18 protein-coding genes are annotated in these 18,934 nt (G+C 61.3%); 12 read left to right on the top strand and 6 right to left on the bottom strand.

Annotation, left to right across the window (positions count from 1 at the left end):
- Positions 1–49 precede the first annotated feature (49 nt).
- The 3 genes from ectB to EOI86_RS10305 are packed head-to-tail and all read left to right on the top strand — an operon-like array spanning position 50 to position 3,180.
- Positions 50–1,342 carry a diaminobutyrate--2-oxoglutarate transaminase gene (gene ectB, locus EOI86_RS10295; protein ID WP_127764962.1) on the top strand — a complete coding sequence of 431 codons (1,293 nt, stop codon included), beginning with the start codon at positions 50–52 and terminating at the stop codon, positions 1,340–1,342.
- 6 nt (positions 1,343–1,348) lie between these two features.
- A complete protein-coding gene (locus tag EOI86_RS10300; protein ID WP_127764963.1) occupies positions 1,349–1,741 on the top strand; it encodes an ectoine synthase in 393 nt (130 codons plus the stop codon).
- Between the two features lie 5 nt (positions 1,742–1,746).
- Positions 1,747–3,180 carry an aspartate kinase gene (locus EOI86_RS10305; RefSeq protein WP_127764964.1) on the top strand — a complete coding sequence of 478 codons (1,434 nt, stop codon included), beginning with the start codon at positions 1,747–1,749 and terminating at the stop codon, positions 3,178–3,180.
- Positions 3,181–3,240: 60 nt separating this feature from the next.
- On the opposite strand, the gene EOI86_RS10310 is transcribed toward EOI86_RS10305, so the two are convergent.
- The 4 genes from EOI86_RS10310 to EOI86_RS10325 all read right to left on the bottom strand — a co-directional run bounded on the left by EOI86_RS10310 (position 3,241) and on the right by EOI86_RS10325 (position 7,788).
- Positions 3,241–4,002, bottom strand: a complete 762-nt coding sequence (locus EOI86_RS10310; protein WP_127764965.1) for an enoyl-CoA hydratase/isomerase family protein — start codon at positions 4,000–4,002, stop codon at positions 3,241–3,243.
- On the bottom strand, positions 3,999–5,303 hold the full coding sequence (locus tag EOI86_RS10315) for a phenylacetate--CoA ligase family protein (protein WP_127764966.1): 1,305 nt from the start codon (positions 5,301–5,303) through the stop codon (positions 3,999–4,001). Before EOI86_RS10315 ends, EOI86_RS10310 begins: the two co-directional genes overlap by 4 nt.
- Positions 5,300–5,962, bottom strand: coding sequence for a TetR/AcrR family transcriptional regulator (locus tag EOI86_RS10320; protein WP_127764967.1), 663 nt, complete (start codon positions 5,960–5,962; stop codon positions 5,300–5,302). Before EOI86_RS10320 ends, EOI86_RS10315 begins: the two co-directional genes overlap by 4 nt.
- A gap of 116 nt (positions 5,963–6,078) precedes the next feature.
- Entirely contained in the window at positions 6,079–7,788 is a 1,710-nt protein-coding gene (locus EOI86_RS10325; protein WP_127764968.1) for an FAD-dependent oxidoreductase, read from the bottom strand.
- Positions 7,789–7,930: 142 nt separating this feature from the next.
- Between EOI86_RS10325 and EOI86_RS10330 the strand changes: the two genes are divergently transcribed.
- From EOI86_RS10330 to EOI86_RS10355, 6 genes are all read left to right on the top strand, one after another.
- The gene (locus EOI86_RS10330) at positions 7,931–9,001 is read left to right on the top strand and encodes a Gfo/Idh/MocA family protein (protein ID WP_127764969.1); all 1,071 of its coding nucleotides are present in this window, start codon (positions 7,931–7,933) and stop codon (positions 8,999–9,001) included.
- Positions 8,998–9,804: an IclR family transcriptional regulator gene (locus EOI86_RS10335; RefSeq protein ID WP_127764970.1), complete on the top strand. Its 807-nt coding sequence runs from the start codon at positions 8,998–9,000 to the stop codon at positions 9,802–9,804. The genes EOI86_RS10330 and EOI86_RS10335 overlap by 4 nt, the downstream gene beginning before the upstream one ends.
- Positions 9,801–10,607: a sugar phosphate isomerase/epimerase family protein gene (locus tag EOI86_RS10340; RefSeq protein ID WP_127764971.1), complete on the top strand. Its 807-nt coding sequence runs from the start codon at positions 9,801–9,803 to the stop codon at positions 10,605–10,607. The genes EOI86_RS10335 and EOI86_RS10340 overlap by 4 nt, the downstream gene beginning before the upstream one ends.
- Before the next feature lie 32 nt (positions 10,608–10,639).
- Positions 10,640–11,335 (top strand): hypothetical protein, encoded by a 696-nt coding sequence (locus tag EOI86_RS10345; RefSeq protein ID WP_127764972.1) that lies wholly within the window; start codon positions 10,640–10,642, stop codon positions 11,333–11,335.
- Entirely contained in the window at positions 11,332–12,228 is an 897-nt protein-coding gene (locus EOI86_RS10350; RefSeq protein ID WP_127764973.1) for an NAD-dependent epimerase/dehydratase family protein, read from the top strand. The genes EOI86_RS10345 and EOI86_RS10350 overlap by 4 nt, the downstream gene beginning before the upstream one ends.
- 68 nt (positions 12,229–12,296) lie before the next feature.
- Complete coding sequence (locus tag EOI86_RS10355) at positions 12,297–13,229, top strand: AEC family transporter (RefSeq protein WP_205032121.1); 933 nt, start codon at positions 12,297–12,299, stop codon at positions 13,227–13,229.
- Between the two features lie 22 nt (positions 13,230–13,251).
- Here EOI86_RS10355 and EOI86_RS10360 read toward each other — a convergent pair whose 3' ends face one another.
- Complete coding sequence (locus EOI86_RS10360; RefSeq protein WP_127764974.1) at positions 13,252–13,635, bottom strand: rhodanese-like domain-containing protein; 384 nt, start codon at positions 13,633–13,635, stop codon at positions 13,252–13,254.
- 177 nt (positions 13,636–13,812) lie between these two features.
- Between EOI86_RS10360 and hemN the strand changes: the two genes are divergently transcribed.
- Entirely contained in the window at positions 13,813–15,162 is a 1,350-nt protein-coding gene (hemN, locus tag EOI86_RS10365) for an oxygen-independent coproporphyrinogen III oxidase (RefSeq protein WP_127764975.1), read from the top strand.
- 7 nt (positions 15,163–15,169) lie between these two features.
- On the opposite strand, the gene EOI86_RS10370 is transcribed toward hemN, so the two are convergent.
- Complete coding sequence (locus EOI86_RS10370; protein WP_127764976.1) at positions 15,170–16,693, bottom strand: B12-binding domain-containing radical SAM protein; 1,524 nt, start codon at positions 16,691–16,693, stop codon at positions 15,170–15,172.
- Positions 16,694–16,929: 236 nt separating this feature from the next.
- Between EOI86_RS10370 and EOI86_RS10375 the strand changes: the two genes are divergently transcribed.
- Positions 16,930–17,673, top strand: coding sequence for a cytidylyltransferase domain-containing protein (locus EOI86_RS10375; protein ID WP_127764977.1), 744 nt, complete (start codon positions 16,930–16,932; stop codon positions 17,671–17,673).
- A gap of 46 nt (positions 17,674–17,719) precedes the next feature.
- Positions 17,720–18,901, top strand: coding sequence for a DegT/DnrJ/EryC1/StrS family aminotransferase (locus EOI86_RS10380; RefSeq protein WP_240035611.1), 1,182 nt, complete (start codon positions 17,720–17,722; stop codon positions 18,899–18,901).
- Positions 18,902–18,934 lie beyond the last annotated feature (33 nt).

An 18,934-nucleotide genomic window follows, 5' to 3' on the forward strand; every position in this document is an offset into this window, starting at 1 on the left:
GCCTTCCAACACAAAATTAACGAACCCTCATAAAGGGAAAGGACACCCCATGCCCAATGACATGGTGAAGCAAACTACGATCTATAAGCGCCGCGAAAGCGAAGCGCGTTCCTATTGTCGTGCCATGCCCGCGGCGTTCACGCGGGCGAGCGGCTCCGAATTGTTCGACGCCGACGGCAACCGGTATATCGACTTCCTCGCCGGATGCTCATCGTTGAACTACGGACACAACGATCCGGACATGAAGGCCGCGCTGATCGAGCACATCGCCGGCGACGGAATTGCCCATGGCCTGGATTTTCATACCGACGCGAAAAGCGCCTTCCTGAAAGCATACGAGGACCACATCCTCGCCCCGCGCGGCATGAACCATAAGATCATGATGACCGGCCCAACCGGCACGAACGCGGTGGAAGCGGCGATCAAGCTGGCCCGCAAAGTCACCGGCCGTCGAAATGTGATCGCCTTTACGAACGGGTTTCACGGCATGACCATGGGGGCCTTGGCCCTTACCGGGAATGCCTCCAAACGGGATGGCGCGGGCAATGCTTCGCTCGGCGACGTCACGCATATGCCGTATGAAGGTTCCCTGGGCGATACGGTCGACACATTGGAGGTTATCGACACGATGTTGTCGAACCCGTCCTCCGGCATCGATGCGCCCGCCGCCTTCATCTTCGAGCCGATCCAGGGCGAAGGCGGGCTGACCGCGGCCTCCGACGACTGGATGCGCGGCATTGAAAAGATAGCGCGCAAGAACGGCGCGCTGCTTATCGTCGATGACATTCAGTCCGGGTGCGGTCGTTCCGGCACCTATTTCTCCTTCGAGAAGTCGGGAATCGAACCGGACATGATCACCCAGGCGAAGTCGCTGTCAGGCTTCGGGCTGCCGTTTGCCGCGCTTCTCATCAAGCCAGAACACGACATTTGGAAACCGGCTGAGCACAACGGCACGTTCCGCGGCAACACCCATGCCTTCGTGACCGCGCGCGTCGCGATCGAGAAATTCTGGGCCGACGATGCGTTCCAGAAGGAAATAGCGATCAAATCCGATGTGTTGGGCGCGGCGCTAAAGGACGTGGCCGAGCTCGTCGACGGTGCGTCGATCAAGGGCCGCGGCATGATGCAGGGAGTCGATGTCGGCTCCGGCGATCTGGCCGCCACGATTTGCGCGCGCGCTTATGACCAGGGTCTGGTGATCGAAACGTCGGGCGCCCATGACGAGGTCGTGAAATTCCTCGCCCCTCTTACCACCCCGCAAGAGATCTTGCGTGAGGGTTTGAACATCCTGACTCAGGCGACCTACGACGCAACGCGCCAAATGAAAATTGCAGCGGAGTAAAGACGAATGATTGTACGCGATTTCAACGAACTGAAGAACACCGAACGTCATGTTGCCGATGCCCAATGGACATCGACACGTCTGTTGCTGGCCGATGATGGGATGGGGTTTTCCTTCCACATCACCGTTCTTGAAGCCGGGTCCGAGCACACGTTCCACTACAAGAACCACTTTGAGAGTGTCTATTGCATGAAAGGGAAAGGCTCGATCACGGACATCGCCACGGGCGAGACCCACGCGATCAAGCCCGGCGTGATGTATGCGCTGAACCTGCATGACAAACACATCCTGCGCGCCGAGGAAGAGTTGCACATGGCGTGCTGCTTCAATCCGCCCGTGACCGGCAAGGAAGTCCACCGAGAAGACGGCTCTTACGCCCCAGCTGAAGAGCTTGCCTAACCGTCATGACCAACAAAACCCATACAGTAGAGAAGATCGGCGGGACATCGATGTCCCGCGTCGATCAACTCAAGGATACGCTCTTTATCGGGTCCCGGCAGGGCGAAGCCCTGTATGGCCGTGTGTTCGTGGTCTCCGCCTTCGGCGGTATCACGGATCTGTTGCTTGAGCACAAGAAGTCGGGAGAGCCCGGCGTGTACGGCCATTTTGCCAATGCCGAAAGCGACCATGGTTGGCACGAGGCGCTGACGCGGGTCGGGTCGGAGATGCGAAAACGCCATAACGCGGTGCTCGACCACCCCGGCGACATCGAACAGGCCGACGCCTTTGTGTCCGAGCGCACGCTTGGCATTCGCAACTGCCTGATCGACCTGCAACGGCTTTGCGCCTATGGGCATTTCCGCCTGTCCGAGCACATGCTGCAGATCCGCGAGCTTCTGTCCGGGTTGGGCGAAGTGCACTCCGCTTTCGTCACCACCTTGATGCTGCAGCGCGCGGGCGTAAACGCACGGCTTGTCGATTTGTCGGGCTGGCGTGACGAGGGAAATGTGACCCTGGACGAACGCATTGCCCAGGCGATGGAACGCATCGATCCGCATACGGAAATGCCCATCGTGACGGGTTATGCGCAATGCGCCCAAGGGCTGATGCGCGAATTCGACCGCGGCTATTCCGAGGTGACGTTTTCAAGGCTCGCCGCGCTGACCGGCGCGCGCGAGGCGATCATCCACAAGGAATTCCATTTGTCTTCCTGCGACCCGAAGCTGGTCGGCGAAGCCGCTGTGCACAAACTGGGACGCACGAATTATGACGTAGCCGACCAGTTGTCGAACATGGGGATGGAGGCCATCCATCCGAAAGCCGCGAAGACATTGCGCCAGGCCAACGTCCCCCTGCGCATAACCAACGCCTTCGAGCCGGACGACCCCGGCACGCTGATCGACGATCATGCGGCTGAAACGCCCGCCGTCGAAATCATTGCCGGCCTCGACATCATGACGCTGGAAGTGTTCGAGCAGGATATGGTCGGCGTCAAAGGCTATGACGCGGCCATTCTGGAAGTATTGAAGCGACATGGCGTGCGGATCGTATCGAAGGTTTCGAACGCCAACACGATCACGCATTACCTCGACACATCGTTCAAAATCATGCGGCGGGTCGAGAAGGACATCGCGCAGGTCTATCCGTCTGCGGAGATCACCACACGGACCTTGTCCATGGCGTCGGTCATCGGGCGGGACCTGAACGGATTGTCCGTCCTTCAGCGTGGATTGGTCGCCATTGCCGATGCCGGCCTCAGCGCAATCGGTGCCAGTCAGGGGCCGCGAAACGTGGACGTTCAGTTCATCGTGGACCGCGACGACCTGCAAGCCGTGATCAAGGCACTGCATTCCGAGTTCATCGAATCCGTGCGCCCGCGACTGACACGGGCCGCATGAAAGGGTGAGAGCGCACCCCTTCGGAAAAGTTGAAGGGTCGCGCCGCTTGCCTAACGTCGATCAGAATTGCTGCAGCAGCCGCGTCGTTTCGGGATCCATGAAGCCCGCTATCGTGGCCTCGGTCTCGAGGTTCAGGGCCTTGTTGATATCCGGCACCGCGGCGCTGTTCAGCACCCTCTTCATAGCCCGGACCGACAGGACCGGCAGCGCCGCCAACCGATGCGCGGTCTCCTGCGCCGTCGTCATCAGGTCCGCGTCCGGCACGACCTTCCAGGCCAAGCCGATTTCGCCCAATTCCTGCGCCGCGTAGCGGTCGCCGAAGGTCAGCATCTCCCGCGCTTTGTTCAGGCCGACCAGGGCCGGCAACAAACTGGTGACGGCCCCGGTGACAAATAAGTTGAGGGAAACTTCCGGAAAGAACCCTTTCGCGCTTTCGGCCCAGACCGGGAAATCGCAATTGATCGCCCATTCGAAGCCGCCGCCGACGGCCCAGCCGTTAATCGCACCGACGACCGGCTTCGGGCCCAGCGTAATCGCGTGGGTCGCGCGCTGAATCGCCAGGACGAGGTCCCGCGCCTCCTCCTCCGTTTCCGGATGGACATGTTCGCGACGATCATCGCCGGCGCAGAACGCCTTGCCCGCGCCGGTGAAGATCATCGCTTTCGTCTTGGGGTCCGCGTTCGCGTCCTCGAACGCCTTGGCGACATCGTCGATCAATTGCCGGTTCATGGCGTTCAAACTGTCGGGTCGGTTCAGGGTGATGGTGCGCACGCCATGATCGTCCAGCGCGCTCAACACGGTTTCATATGTAAAATCGGTCATTGATATCCCCTGACGACACGTTTCGTTTTGCCTTCCGTCCGCGGAAGACTACCTGCCGGTACCAGCGTCACCTTTGCGCTGGCGCCAAGCTGGGATTTGATCGCGGTTTCGACCCGTCCAGTTAGATCACCCGGATCAACCGCCCCGTTTGCCAATTCAGCCGTGACCGGAAGAACGTCGTAGGGCGGCGGCATGTCCAATTGGATGCGGTATTCGCCCGACAGTTCCGAGAAGCCGTTGATCACGGCCGCTACCATGGTCGGAAACATGTTCAAGCCGCGCACGACGACCATATCATCCGAGCGCCCGGTGACCGAGAAACGGAATCCCGTGCGCCCGCATCGGCACGGATCCGTCGCCCGGATCGAAACGATATCCCCGGTCCGGAAACGCACCAGCGGTTGGCAATCGCGCACCAGATGGGTCAGGACCAACTCCCCTTCCCGGCCCGCTTCCAGCGGAAGCGGCTCGGCAGTCTCCGGATCAATAAGTTCCGGGTAAAGAACATCGGCAGCCATGAAATGCAGACTGGTATCGTGCGGGCATTCCGCCCCAAAGTTCGACAGCACGTCTGAAACGCCGTAATTTGCGTTACGGGCCTGCATGCCCCAAGTCTCTCTCAGCCGCGCGCGGAAGGCCGGGTCGTCGACCCCGGCCTCGCCCCCGAACAGGCCGAGCTTGAGACCAAGGTCGCGCGGGTCCAGGCCCGGGAACTTCTCCGCGATGACCTTTTCCAGAACTTTCGGATAGGAAGGCGTGCAGGAAATAGCGTTGATCCCGACTTCTTGGATCGTCCGCACTAGCAGTTCCGTCGCGCCGACCCCGAAGGGGACGACAAGCGCGCCGGTTGCCTCAAGGGTCAGGTGATCGGTTAACCCGCCCATCCACATCTGATAGTTCAGACAATGGACGACCGTGTCCTTTTCCGTCAGCCCCGCCGCCTTGTGGCACCGGCCGCCGATTTCCTGCGTCACCTGTGTATCCTTGGCGGAAAGGGCCAGGTTCATCGCCTGCCCTGTTGTTCCCGATGTGCGATGCAATCGGTTCACCGCTGCGCGGCGGCCCGCCAGATAGTCGCCGAAAGGCGGATGCCGCGCCTGCGACGTGCGCAATTGCGCTTTTTCCGACAGCGGAAGCATGGGCAGATCCCGCAAATCCTGCGGCGGTTTCCGGCCCGCCCAAAGGGCTTGGTAGAAAGGCGAATGCCGCGCGACATATGTGCTTTGTTTTTCCCAGGCCTCCCGATGATGAGCGGCGAGATCCGCCTGCGTGGTGAATTCGGCATTCTTCACGGTGGTCATTTTGCCATCCCCCGCGTCCAGATCAGTGTCAATGTATCCAGGACCGCTTCCCGGTCGCCGGAAACGGCGATCAGGCCCGGATCTTCGGACAGAAACAGGCTGGAAAGATATTGATCGACCATACCGCCAAGAGCATAGGCGCGGCGGGTCAATTCATCCGGCGCCACCGCGCCTTCACTACCATCCCGCTTCAAGCGCATCCGCACCGAGGAAACGACGGCTTCCACCCACGCGGCGTTCAGCGTGTGAAACACCTGTTTCGCGCCGGGGAAGCTGTCCATGTGGTGTATCAAACACCGCATCATGCCCCGGTTCAGGCGGAACAGCTCGTAATAGGCTTCGGTCGCGGCACGGATCGGGCCCTCCGGTTCTTGTCGGCTCGCCTCGCGCATACTGTCCTGCAGAAAGCCGACGAAGCCCGTCAGCAAATCTTCCAGCAATCCGACCCTGTCGGTGAAGTAGATATAAAAAGTGCCGTTTGAAATACCCGCCCGCTCGCAGACATCCGTCACCCGCAGGTCCAGCGGGCCGGTCTCGTTCAAGATCTCACTAGTCGATTTCATGATGCGGGCGCGGGTGCGCTCCCCCTTGGCCATCCCCTCGCTCTGCGCAAGCAGTACATCGGCATAGAGAAAAGGGGATGTGATGGTTTGGAGCATGGTCGCGCCGATCCGTTAAAAAACAAAACTGACGTAGGTTTCATTTTTTACCCAAGCATTGTCAATATCCAATCATTGGCGCCCCTATCCCCAGCCCTCGGCGATGGTACGATCTTTCAGTTTCGACGCCCAGCCGCATGTTTGCCGGCGGCATAGGCGAAAGCGATGGCGGGGCCGAGGTTGATGCCGGGACCCGGATAAACACCGCCCATGATCGACTGCATGTCGTTGCCGCAGGCATAGAGCCCGCCAATCACCTGACCGTCCCGGTCAAGCAGTCGCGCATCCGTGTCGGTGGTCAGGCCGACGGCGGCGCCGATCTCCCCGGGATAGAGCTTGATGGCGTAGAAAGGCGGCGTGCGTGTCGGACCCAGGGTCGGATTCGGTTTGTGCATCGGATCGCCGTTGCCGCATTCATAGACCGTACTGCCGCGCTGGAACGCTTCATCGACGCCGGTCTCGGCATACCGGTTCATATCCGCGACGGTTTCCTCGAGTCCCTGCGCGTCGATATCGAGTTTCCGCGCCAAGTCGGGAAGCGTATCCGCCTTGGTCAGATACCCATCGCGCAGAAACGGCGCCAATCGCTGCCCGCCCGGTCGGATCATGCCCAGCCCGTATTTCCGCAAGCCCGCCGCATCCGTCACTTCAAACGCGGGGATCGTCGCGCCTTCCCGGTTGGCCGCATACATCGCGATGACAAATTTGTGGTAGGAGGTGCTTTCATTGACGAAACGCCGTCCGTCGCGCCCGACGCAGAAGATACCCGGCTTGGATCGGTCGAGTACGAAATGCGGAAACACGGCCATGCTGCCGTCCTTTCGCCGCCGACGCGACATCGGCGCCCAGAATACCGGCTGCTCCGCCCCTTCCCCGTAAACCGCGCCAAGCTTAAGCGCTATGTCATGCATGGTTCCGGTGCCCGCCGGTGCGGCCGGTGTGTATTCCGGCACGGGATCAGGCAAGAATTCCAGTCGGCGCTGCGGATGACGGGCGAAACCGCCGGACGCCAGGATGACGCCGCCGGTGGCCGTCAATGTCTGTTCCGCCCCATTGCGGCGCAGTGTGACGGTCCGTGCATCGGGATCGCCGGCGATATCCGTGACCTCGGCTTCGATTGCCACCGTCACGCCCAGGTCCAAAGCCGATTTCAGCAACCGGCCGACCAATGCATTGCCCATAACCATCCGGGCCCCGCGCCCGAACCGCAGACGGTCGATGGCATAGCGGCCCACCAGCCCCACCGAATAGACAAAAGACATGGCGGATTTGGTGAGTTTCAAGAGATGCGCAATGTCGTCCCGGTCGACCATCATACCGCCAAGCACTGTGAACTCGGGCAAAGGCGGTCGAACCGAATGCAACGCTTCCCGGAGCGATCCGCCGTCGAACGGCAGAGCCTCAATCGCTCGGCCCGCCGTCTTCGAACCCGCCAATTCATAAAGGTAGTCGGGATGGAACGGTCGCGACCGGAACCTTATGTCCGTCTCAGCTTCCAAGCGCGCCACCGCTTCCGGCCCCAGACGCAGGAAGGCATCCCGCATCGACCGGGGAGAGCGGTTACCGACCGCAGCGTCCAGAAAGGCGCCCGCTTCTTCCACGCTGTCCTCGACACCGGTTTCCGCGGCATGACGAGTATTCGGTATCCAAACGGATCCGGCGGAAAGGGCCGACGTGCCCCCCACAAAGTGCGACCGTTCCAATATGATCACCCGCGCCCCTTCCAACGCGGCAAAGACGGCAGCGGACAGTCCAGCGGCGCCCGAGCCGATGACAATCACGTCCCAACTCGTTTCGAGAGAGGTTTGAGATTTTACGATACCCATGAACGCGACCACACTTCCGGTTAGCTCGGCAAAAGACCGACGGGATGACACGGTAACCTAAAAAGAATTGTGTTCAATAACAGAAACAGTTTTCACTTTTTACTCGAGTTCGTATACCTTCAGCCAAACAGGGGGAATACACATGACGGAAATAAGGGTGGCCGTGGTCGGCACAGGCGTCATCGGCCGCACCCATATCGACACATTGAAGACCGTGCCCGGCATGGTCCTGACAGCGGTCGTCGACCCCTCACCCGCCTCAAAGGACCTGGCAGCCGGGCTTCAAATCCGTCATTTCACAACCGTCGACGATCTGCTCTCCGCCAAGATCGCGGACGCGGTTGTCGTGGCGTCCCCCAACGACACCCACGTCCCCATCGGCTGCCAATTGCTAGAAGCGGGCCTTCCGATCCTGCTGGAAAAGCCGGTCGCGAACAGCCTGGCGGAAAGCGCCCAATTGGCGGCAGCTGCGGCAAAAACCGGCATGCCCGTCCTGGTCGGTCATCACCGGCGCCACAACCCGCTGATCAAAGCAGCCAAACGCGCCCTTGAGGATGGCGCGATCGGTCCCCTGGTCATGGCCACGGTGACCTGCGCCGTTCTGAAACCCGACGATTATTTCGACGTCGCATGGCGGACCGATCCGGAACAAGGCGGCCCCCTGCTGATCAACGCGATCCACGATATTGACCTTCTGCGGCATTTCTTCGGTGAGGTCGCGGCTGTCCAAGGCAGCGCTTCTAACGCCGTGCGCGGCTTGCCTGTTGAAGATACCACGGCGGCAATCCTCACCTTCGAGAAAGCCGGATTGGCGACCATCGCATTATCCGATGCCGCCGTCGGCCCCTGGGCCTGGGAACTATCATCTGGCGAAAATCCGGGGCGGTTCCCGAAACATGACGCGATCACGCATATCTATGCCGGGCGCCAAGGCGGTCTGAGCCTGCCGGATTTGTCCCATTGGACACATGGTCCGGGCGGCAATTGGTATCACGCGTTGAAACACGGCACCGTCCCCTTCACGCAAACCGACACTTATATCGCGCAGATGGAGCATTTCGGGCAGATCGTGCGGGGTAAGGCGGAACCGCTGGTCACCTGTACCGACGGCATCCGAAACATGGAAGTCGTCGTCGCCATCAAACAATCGTCCAAGACGGGGCGCGCCATCCAGATTGCCGATCTAGCGGACAGCAATGGTGCGGCGAGATGAGCAGCGCGCTGGAACGCGGCCTCCGCATTCTCGAAATGCTTGCCGCCCATCCCGAAGGGCAGCAGGTCAGTCAGGTGGCGGACGCATTGGGCATTCCGATCTCCGGCGTTCATCGGCAATTGCAGGAATTGGGACGGCTGGGATATGTCCGGCAGGTTCGGGACCAGGGCGACTATGGCCTGACCGTCAAACTGGCTGCGCTAGGCCTCAGCTTCCTGGGTCGTAGCGGCGTCACAGACATCGCCCAACCGATACTGGACCGTTTGGCCACGGCCAGTGGCGAATTGATCCGCCTTTCCGTGATCGATGGAGACCGGCTTGTATGGGTCGCTGTCGCCCAAGGCGCGACCGGCGGCCTACGCTACGATCCCGGCAAGGAACAAGGGGTTGTCGTTCATTTGGCGACGGCCGCCGGCGGGCAAGCCTGGCTTTCCACCATGAGTGACGAGGACGCTCTGACATTGGTCAGCCGGCAAGGCATAAGGCCGGAGGGTTTCAACCCCGGCAGCGGCGCGCCGTCGACCCTGAAGGACCTTCTGAAGATATTGGAAACAGCCCGCAAGCGCGGGTATGCGCTTGCTGTCGACAGTTACATGGAAGGCATGGCGGCGATGGCCGTGCCGCTGCGGCGCGGCGACAGCGATACGGTGATCGGCTGCCTGTCGATAGCGGGACCGGCGGTGAGGCTGACCAAAACCCGAGTCGCCGAACTGGTCCCAGTGCTGAAGGAAGCGGCCACGGAATTATCCAATGCGGCCGATGCCTCGCAGTTCTTCCGGCAATTGGGGAATGACTTGCCATGAGCCGCGCCTATTCCCTCGCCTATCTGACGGGCAATGGGGTCGACCCGGTCACCGCCGTCGGCCTTGCCGCCGATCACGGCTACGACATGGTGAGCTTCCGCCTGCTCCCAGCCGGGCCGCTCGACAACATCCATCCGCTTCTTGAGGATGACAGGCTTCTGGCGGAGGTGAAGGCGGCCATGCGCGCCACCGGCGTCACCATGGCGGATGCGGAAATGATCCGTCTGAACCCTGCCACGGTGCTGGACGATTTTACGCCCTTTCTGGATCGGATCGCGGAGCTGGGCGCGCGCCACGTGCTGGTCGCCGTCGACGATATCGACATCAGCCGCGTGCAGGACAACTACACGGCCCTGTGTGATAAACTGGGCGGATACCGCCTGACCGCCGACCTGGAATTCATGCCCTGGACCGGGGTGAAGGATTTGGCGACGGCCCGCCGCATCGTGGAAACGGCCAATCATCCGGCCGCCGCCGTGCTGTTCGACACACTGCATTTCGATCGTTGCGGGTCGACTTTGGAGGAATTCGCGGCGCTTCCCACAAGTCTAATGAACTATGTCCAGATTTGCGACGGCCCAGCTCCCTACGACACATCCGACGCGGCCCTGGTTCAAGTTGCGCGGACCGCGCGGCTAATCCCCGGCGAGGGTGGCATCGACTTGGCCTCCATCGCCAAATTCATACCACAAGACATGACCGTCAGTGTCGAGGTCCCGAACCATGCCCTCGCCGACCGCATCGGTCCGTCGGAAGTGGCACGCCGCGCACTGGCGGCAACAAAGGAACTGCTCGGCGATTGAGCCGCGCGACTAACAAAGAAGGAGGACATCCCATGGCCCTAACCGGCAATGCCTTTCTGGCGATCTGGCACGACATCGAACCATCGGGACAGACCGAGTACATGGAATGGCATACGCGCGAACACATGCCCGAACGGCTTTCCATTCCGGGCTTCAAACTAGGCAAGCGGCTGATCAACCATGACATTCCCCGATATCGCTACGGTACGGTCTATTGTGGCGATACGGTAGAGGTCTTCCGCTCCCCCGCCTATCTGGAGCGCCTCAACAACCCTACCGACTGGAGCAACAAGGTCCAGCCGACCTTCCGAAACTTCCTGCGCGTCGCCTGCGACCGTGTGGCTTCGGCGGGGGTTGGCGAAGGCGGGGCGATGGCGACCATCCGTCTGGATCTGCAGGACGGGGCCAGCGCCGCGGATGTGACGCAAGGCGCCCAGAAACTGGTCGACGGCCTGCTCGATATTACCGCCGCCTGCGGCGCGCATCTGGGATTGGCCAAGACGGAGGTATCCGGCGTAAAGACGCGGGAGACGGAATTGCGCCCCGGGATGAAGGAGAAGGAGTTCGACGCCGTCATCCTGGTCGAGGGCAGCGGCTTGCCTGAACTGGAAGCCTCGGTCCCGCAGTATCTGGAAGCGATCGCGGCCAGCAGCTGCGGCCTCGGCGATCCGGCGGTGATCGTCTACAACCTGGCCTATCAACTGAGCGCCGCGGATATGGGGCAATGAGGGTCCTCATCACGGGCGGCGCCGGGTTTCTCGGCGCCTGGGTAATCCACCGGTTCTTTGAGTCCGGCGCGCAGGTTCGCGTCCTGGACCTAAAAGACGACCGCTCCATCGCCCGCAAGATCATGGGCGCGAAGGCCGACGGCCTGGATTGGCGCGTGGCCGATATCCGGGACGGCGATGCAGTGAAGGACGCCGCGGAAGGCTGTGATTTCATCGCCCATCTCGCCGCGTTGTTGACGCCCGATTGCGCGGCGAACCCGGTCCTTGGCGCGCAGGTCCTGCTGATCGGCACATTGAACGTCTTCGAGGCGGCGAAGGCCCATGGCATGAAAGGCGTTGCCTATGCCAGCAGCGGCGCGGTGTTCGGCGGGGATAACGGTATCGACCCCTATCCGGTCACCCAATACGCCGCTTTCAAACTGGCCTGCGAAGGGGCGGCGCGGGCCTATTGGCGCGACGCCGGCATTCCAAGCGTCGGCTTCCGGCCCGCCGTCATCTACGGCCCGTTCCGGGAAACCGGCATGACCGCCGGTCCGTCGCTGGCATGCCGCGCCGCGACGCGGGGCGAAGGCTTCCACATGGGCTATTCCGGCGCGGCCGATATGATCTTTGTCGACGATGTCGCGGCCGCCTTTCACGCCGCGGCCACCCGCCCTTTCGAAGGGGCGCACGCCTTCACCCTGAAAGGGGAAGTGGCGGATGTCGCCGACATCGCCGCGACGATCAAGGACCTTGTCCCGGGAACGGAGGTGACCTGGGAGGGCGACCCCATCCCCATGCATGCCATCCTGGCGGACAGTCCCGTGGAACCGCTGTTGGGACCCCTGCCCCGAACCGCGCTGCGCGACGGCCTGGCGAAGACCATCGAACACTACCGGCAGCATTCCGATTAGAACGCCGGTCGAGGGGTTTGGAATAAAAGACTTGGTCTTGGCGCGGACCGCTTTAAAAAGAGGGTGTTGTGACAGACTTCATCCTCTCCATCGCGCCGATCTTCCTGATGATCGTGCTGGGCCACGCCTTACGGCGCGGCGGCATCCCGAATGCCGACTTCTGGAACCTGAACGACAAGTTGGTCTATTGGGTGCTGATGCCGGCCCTGTTGTTCTACAAGACCAGCACGATCGAAATTTCGCTGCATTTCATCGGGTCCTACGCCTCGGTCCTTATCGGCGCCTTCGCGGCGGCGGGACTGGTGGGGACCGGCCTCGCGAAACTGGCGGGGCTGCCAAACCCAATCGCCAGTTCGGTGCTTCAGGGGTCGGCACGGCACAACACCTTCATAGCGCTTGCCGTCGCGGAACGCGTCTATGGGACCGAAGGCTTGGCGGTCGCCGCCCTGGCGACATCCATCCTGATCCCGATAACAAACGTAACAATGGTTTCCGCCATGGTCTCGATGCATCGAAAGGCGGGCACGACAGGGTTCGTGGGACCCATCCTGCGCGATCTGGGAAGAAACCCGTTGCTGATATCGGTCCTGTTGGGGCTGACGATGAATCTGGCCGGGATCGGCCGGATTCCGGTCCTGCACGAAACATTGGGCATTCTGGGCGCAGCGGCGCTGCCAATCGTGCTGATGTGCGTCGGGGCGAATATCCGGCTGCGCGCGATGCAGACATCCACCCTGCCCGTCCTGTTCTCCGTGATCGGGAAAATGATCGTGTTTCCCGTGATGATCGTGGTCCTGTCGAAGCTGCTCGGCCTTACGACGCTGGAGATGACCATCGCCCTTCTATTCGGCGCGGCGCCGACCGCGTCCTCCGCCTATACGCTCGCCCGGCAGATGGGGGGCGACGCGCCGCTGATGGCCGCGATCGTGACCATTCAAACCGGCCTGTCCTTCCTGACATTGCCGCTGACGGTCTATCTGGTTGAGCGCTATTTCACCTGACGGCATCCAGCCGAACGGGGATCTATTCTTTTGCGGCGACCTCACCACCCGCTTTGACCCAGCCGGTGAACCCGTCGCTGATATGCGCCACCTTCGGCAGTCCCATCTCCTGCATCGCCAGGGTGGACAGCGCCGAGCGCCATCCGCTGGCGCAATAGAAGACGAAGGTCTTGTCTTCCTGAAAGACCGGCTTGGCATAGGGGCTTTCAGGGTCGACCCAGAACTCCAGCATGCCCCGCGGACAATGAAACGCGCCCGGCACCATGCCTTCGCGCTGAAGTTCGCGAACGTCGCGAAGGTCGACGAATTGAACGTCGTCCCGCCCGAGCATTTCCGTCGCCTCCGCCCCGGTGACGCAGCGGATTTTCGCATTCGCTTCGGCGACCATGTCCTTGACGTGTTTCATCTCACTCCCTTTTCGAAATCGGCATTGGTTGCGTGCAGCCTAGGGCATCGGCCCTGGAATGGTCCATGCCACAATCCACCTCCCTCCATCACTTGATCCTGATCAACGACAGCCGTGTCCGCGCATGGAACCTAAGATGCAACGAATGTTGGATTTCTTGGTTTGGAAGAGAGTGACATGCCCCCGATGTTTCAGAAATACGCCTCAATGGCGGTGCCACGGTACACCAGCTATCCCACCGTGCCGCATTTCGATTCAGGCGTCGGCGGGCGCGGCTATGCCGGTTGGCTGGAGGCGCTGAACCCGGCTGAGCCTGTCTCCCTCTATCTCCATGTCCCCTTCTGCCGGAAGCTTTGCTGGTATTGCGGCTGCAATATGAAGCTGGCGTCGCGCTACGAACCCGTCGCGGATTATGTAGAAACGCTGATCCGGGAATTGGAACTGGTCGCGGAGCATCTGCCCGGCCGGGTCGGTCTGTCCCATCTGCATTTCGGCGGCGGCACACCGACCGCCCTTGAACCCGACGACCTGGAACGGGTGATGGACACGGTGCGCGCCCATTTCACGGTGAATGAGGGCGCGGAACTGGCCATTGAATCCGACCCCCGCACATTGACGCCGGAAATGACCCGCCGCATCGGCAAGCTGGGCTTCACCCGCGCCAGTTTCGGCATTCAGGAATTCGACCCCAAGGTCCAGAAAGCGATCAACCGTATCCAGCCGGAGGAAATGGTCGTTTCCGCCGTCAACGGCCTGCGGGACGCCGGCATCACAGGCATAAATTTCGACCTGATCTACGGCCTGCCGCATCAAACCGTGAATACCCTGCGCGCGACCATTGCCGCCTGCGCGGCCTTGAAACCGGACCGCCTGGCCCTGTTCGGCTATGCCCATGTGCCTTGGATGGCGAAGAAGCAGCGCCTGATCGATGAAGCCGCCCTGCCCGGCGCACAGGCGCGAATCGACCAGGCCGAGGCCGCAGCCAGGATGATCAGCGCCGCGGGGTACGAGGCCATCGGCCTGGACCATTTCGCGCTGCCCCATGACGACCTGGCCATCGCCGCGCGCAACGGCACGCTACGCCGGAATTTTCAGGGCTATACGACCGATAAGGCCGAAACCCTGCTGGGCGTCGGCGCGACCTCCATCGGCCGCACCCCGTCGGGCTATGTTCAGAACATTGCTGAAACCGGCGCCTGGGCGCGCGCCGTGACCTCCGGCACGCTTCCGGTCGCGAAAGGGCATGCTTTTCAGGGGGAGGACACGCTGCGCGGCCATGTGATCGAAGCGTTGATGTGCCGCGGCGAAGTCGACCTGGACGCCGCCATCCTGCATCACGGTGGCGCACCCGGCTGTTTCGACATGGACCTGTCCAGCCTTAGCGACATGGAACGCGACGGCTTGGTCATACGGGACGGATCCGTTCTGCGCCTGACCGAAGCCGGAAAACCGCTGGTCCGCACCGTCGCCTCCGTCTTCGACGCCTATCTGTCGACCGGAACGGCGCGGCATTCAGTGGCGGTCTAGGCACACACTAGACCGGTTCTGGCTGCAGCCGGGTCATCCAACCCGGTTCCTTGTGATGGCGCCGGGGCAGCGTCATTTTCAGCATGTCGCGGACATTCTGCGCCGCGTCCTCGCCGAATGTCTCCCCCACCATCTTTTGGTAATCGGCCCGATCGAAATAATCGATGAAGGCCTGGTCGCGGAAGGCCAGCACCTGTTCCGCCGCGAGCGCTTCCGTCGGCAACGGCATGCAATCGTAGGAATGTTGGGAATAGCCGATCCAACCGGGACCGCCGGGGTCCTCCGGCAGCGGCAGCCCGGCGGCCTTCGCCTGGATGTGGAGCGCCGATCCCGGATAGGCCATGGCACAATAGAAATTGGCCCATTCCGTATTCAGTTCGAGCGCGAGGTCCAGCGTTTCCCGCATGCTGTCCATCGTGTCGTCCGGCAGACCGAAAATGTAGTTTCCAAGAACAGAAATGCCGTGATCCCGGGTTCTGGAAACCGCATCGGCGATGTCCACATTGCCGAACCGTCCTTTGGTGACGCCGTCGCGGACATGCTTGCTGCCCGATTCAATCCCCAGACAGAGCCAATTAAAACCGGCTTTCTTCAGTTTTCCGAGAAGCTCCGGGTGCAGCGTGTCGATCCGCGCATAGGCCCAGAAATTGAGGCCGTAGTCGCGTTCGATCAACGCATCGCACAGGTCTGAAACATGGCGGCGATTGAGGACGAACATTTCATCCGGGATCTTGATATGACGGACACCGTATTTCGTCACCATCTCGTCGATCTGGGCCATCACCGTATCGACCGACCAATACCGCATGCCCGGCCCGCCAAAGGGGGCGTTGATGCAGCAGAAGGAGCATTTGAAACTGCAGCCCAAGCTGGTTTGCAGGGAGGCGTAGTTTTCCCGGTGCGCCAAGTCATTGAACGCGTGCCAGTTATGGGCCCGGTATTTGGTCATATCCAGAATATCGAGCGCCTGGCGCGGCAAGACCGCATCCAGATCGGCGACGTTGGATGACGGCGCGGCGGCGACGACGTCGCCATCCTGCCAACGGACCAGGCCCGGCACCGAGTCGAGGCTTCCGTGGCCATACACCAGATGGGCAAGAAGCGCATCCAGCGTCGCCGGTCCCTCGCCCGTGAAAACGAAATCCACCGGCTCTTCCCTTAAGGTCCGTTCCGGCAGGGCGGCGCAATGCGTTCCCATCATCGCGACGGGCCGGTCCGACTGCGCGCGGAAGGCCGTCGCTGATTTTCTGGCACCCGGCATGCATTGAGTGGACGCACTCGGCTGCTGGCCATAGACGACGAACAGGGTAAGCGCCGCATCCAACTGCGCCGCCTTCGCCGCGGTCTGCTCATGCGTCAGGCCTTCCGCCTCGGCATCCAACAAGGCGACGGAAAAGCCTTTCATCCGCGCATGTTCCGCCAACAGCCCCGCCCAGACCGGCGGTTCGACAGCCGCCAGGCCCGCACCCAGATTCTGATAGATTTCCATCTTGCCCGGCGGATTAATCAGCAGCAGGTCGAGATCGGCCATTCAGTCCTCACAAATCGATACAACGTCCCGCCGAACAGCTTGCGAAAGCCATGCCGGTTCGCGGCGCGGTGCACATTTTCTATCCGGCCACTCTGTCCGCTTCGCCGTTCAGCGTCCAGTTGCCTGTCCGGCGGATTGGCAATTCCCGGCCTGTACGGTAACGCTTGGTCAGAAGTTTGCATCGAAACCGGGCAGAAACGGCACGGAAGCGTCCTACAGACCAAACCGGGGCATAGATGAAGACAGTTTGTATTTCCCAAGCCCGTATGGGGTCCAGCCGGCTGCCCGGCAAGGTATTGCTGCCGATCCATGGTCAGCCGATGCTGTTCTATCACCTGCGCCGGCTGCAGCAGGCCACAGAGGTCGATACGGTCGCCGTCGCCACCACGCATCTGATGGAAGACGACGCCATCGAACTGTTCACCGTCAATCTTGGCGTTCCGTGCCATCGCGGCCCGGTCGAGGACGTCCTGACCCGGTTTTTCGATTGCGCGGTGCGGCACGATCCGGACATCGTCGTGCGGGTGACCGCGGACTGCCCCCTGATCGATCCGTCCCTGGTCGATTACGCCGTTCGGTCCCTGAAGGACGCCCCGCCGGAAATCGACTACATGAATCTCAGCTTGTCACATTTCCCGCGCGGGATGGACGTGGAGGTCATGCGTTTCAGCGCCCTGGCCCAAGCCTTTAAAGAGGCGACAGACCCCTATGCGCGCGAGCATGTGACCCCTTTCCTATACGGCCATCCGGAGCGGTTCGGCTGGCGGCAGTTGGAAACCGATACGCCTGCGGCGCAGTACCGGTTCTGCGTGGACGAACAGAGGGATCTGGACCTGATCGCCGAATTGCTTGACCGTCTGCCCGACGGTGACCTCAGCTTCACATGGCACGATGTCATCCGGCTGATGCAGGCAGACCCGACGCTTGAAAAGATCAACGGGGGCGTCGCGCAAAAGCCGTCCCAGCGCGCGGGCGGATGATCGGTTTGCCTGTTCGCGTATCTGTATCGTTTTGAAGGGAATGTCCGTGACCGAACCATTTGCACTGGCCGCAACCAGTTGGGATGCGCGGGAAATCGACGCCATGCAGGCCGTGATCGACAGCGGCATGTTCACTATGGGCGACAAGGTGAAGGCGTTCGAAGCCGCGTTCGCCGCCCATTTCGGCATGGGCTACGCGATCATGACCAATTCCGGCTCTTCCGCGAACCTCGTTTCCACCGCGTCGCTTGCCTTTCGCAAACAAGGCCCGGCGCTGAAACCCGGCGATGAAGTGATCGTACCCGCGATTTCCTGGACAACGACCTATACGCCACTACAGCAATACGGGCTGAAGACGCGCTTCGTCGACGTGGAACTGGACACCTTGAACGTCGACATGGCCAAGCTTGAAGACGCGATAACACCCAACACCAAAATGCTGATGGCGGTCAGCATCCTGGGCAATCCGGCGGCGCTGGGACAGATGCGGAAACTGGCGGATGACCGCGGCCTGATCTTCATGGAAGACAATTGCGAAAGCCTGGACGCGGATATTGGCGGCAAGCCGACCGGCACATTCGGCGACATTTCGACAGCCAGTTTCTTCTTTTCGCACCACATCTCGACCATGGAAGGCGGGATGATCATGACCAACGACCGGGAGCTGGCCCATCTTTGCCGGGCGCTTCGGGCGCATGGCTGGACCCGGGATTTGCCGGACGACAACGAATTGGTGACCCGCGGCGACGATGACTTGTTCGAGGCCTATCGCTTCATCCTGCCCGGCTACAATGTCCGTCCCCTGGAATTCAGTGGGGCCGTCGGGCTGGTGCAATTGGACAAACTGCCTGAAATGACGGCCCAGCGCCGCCGGAATTGGGGGCTGTTCACCTCCCTTTTCGGCGAGGACGAACGCTTTATCATTCAACGGGAAAAGGAAGGCCGGTCATCCGCCTTCAGCTTCACACTGGTTCTGAACCCGGCGATGGATCTGGACCGAAAGGGCATTTTCGACGCGCTTTCCGCCAACAAGATCGGCTTCCGCATCATCACCGGGGGATGCTATCCCCGGCATGAAGTTATCGAGCATTTCGATTACACTTGCCACGACGACCTGCCGAACGCGAACCTTGCCCATGACCGGGGATTCTTTGTAGGCAATCATCCATTGGACCTGACCGATCAGATCCACCGCCTGCGCGACGTGCTGGACCGCGCCGCGCAATAGGCCAAACCAACAAAGGCGGAACCACAGATGGCG

The sequence above is a fragment of the Hwanghaeella grinnelliae genome (assembly GCF_004005845.1).
GTDB lineage: Bacteria > Pseudomonadota > Alphaproteobacteria > UBA8366 > Aestuariispiraceae > Hwanghaeella > Hwanghaeella grinnelliae.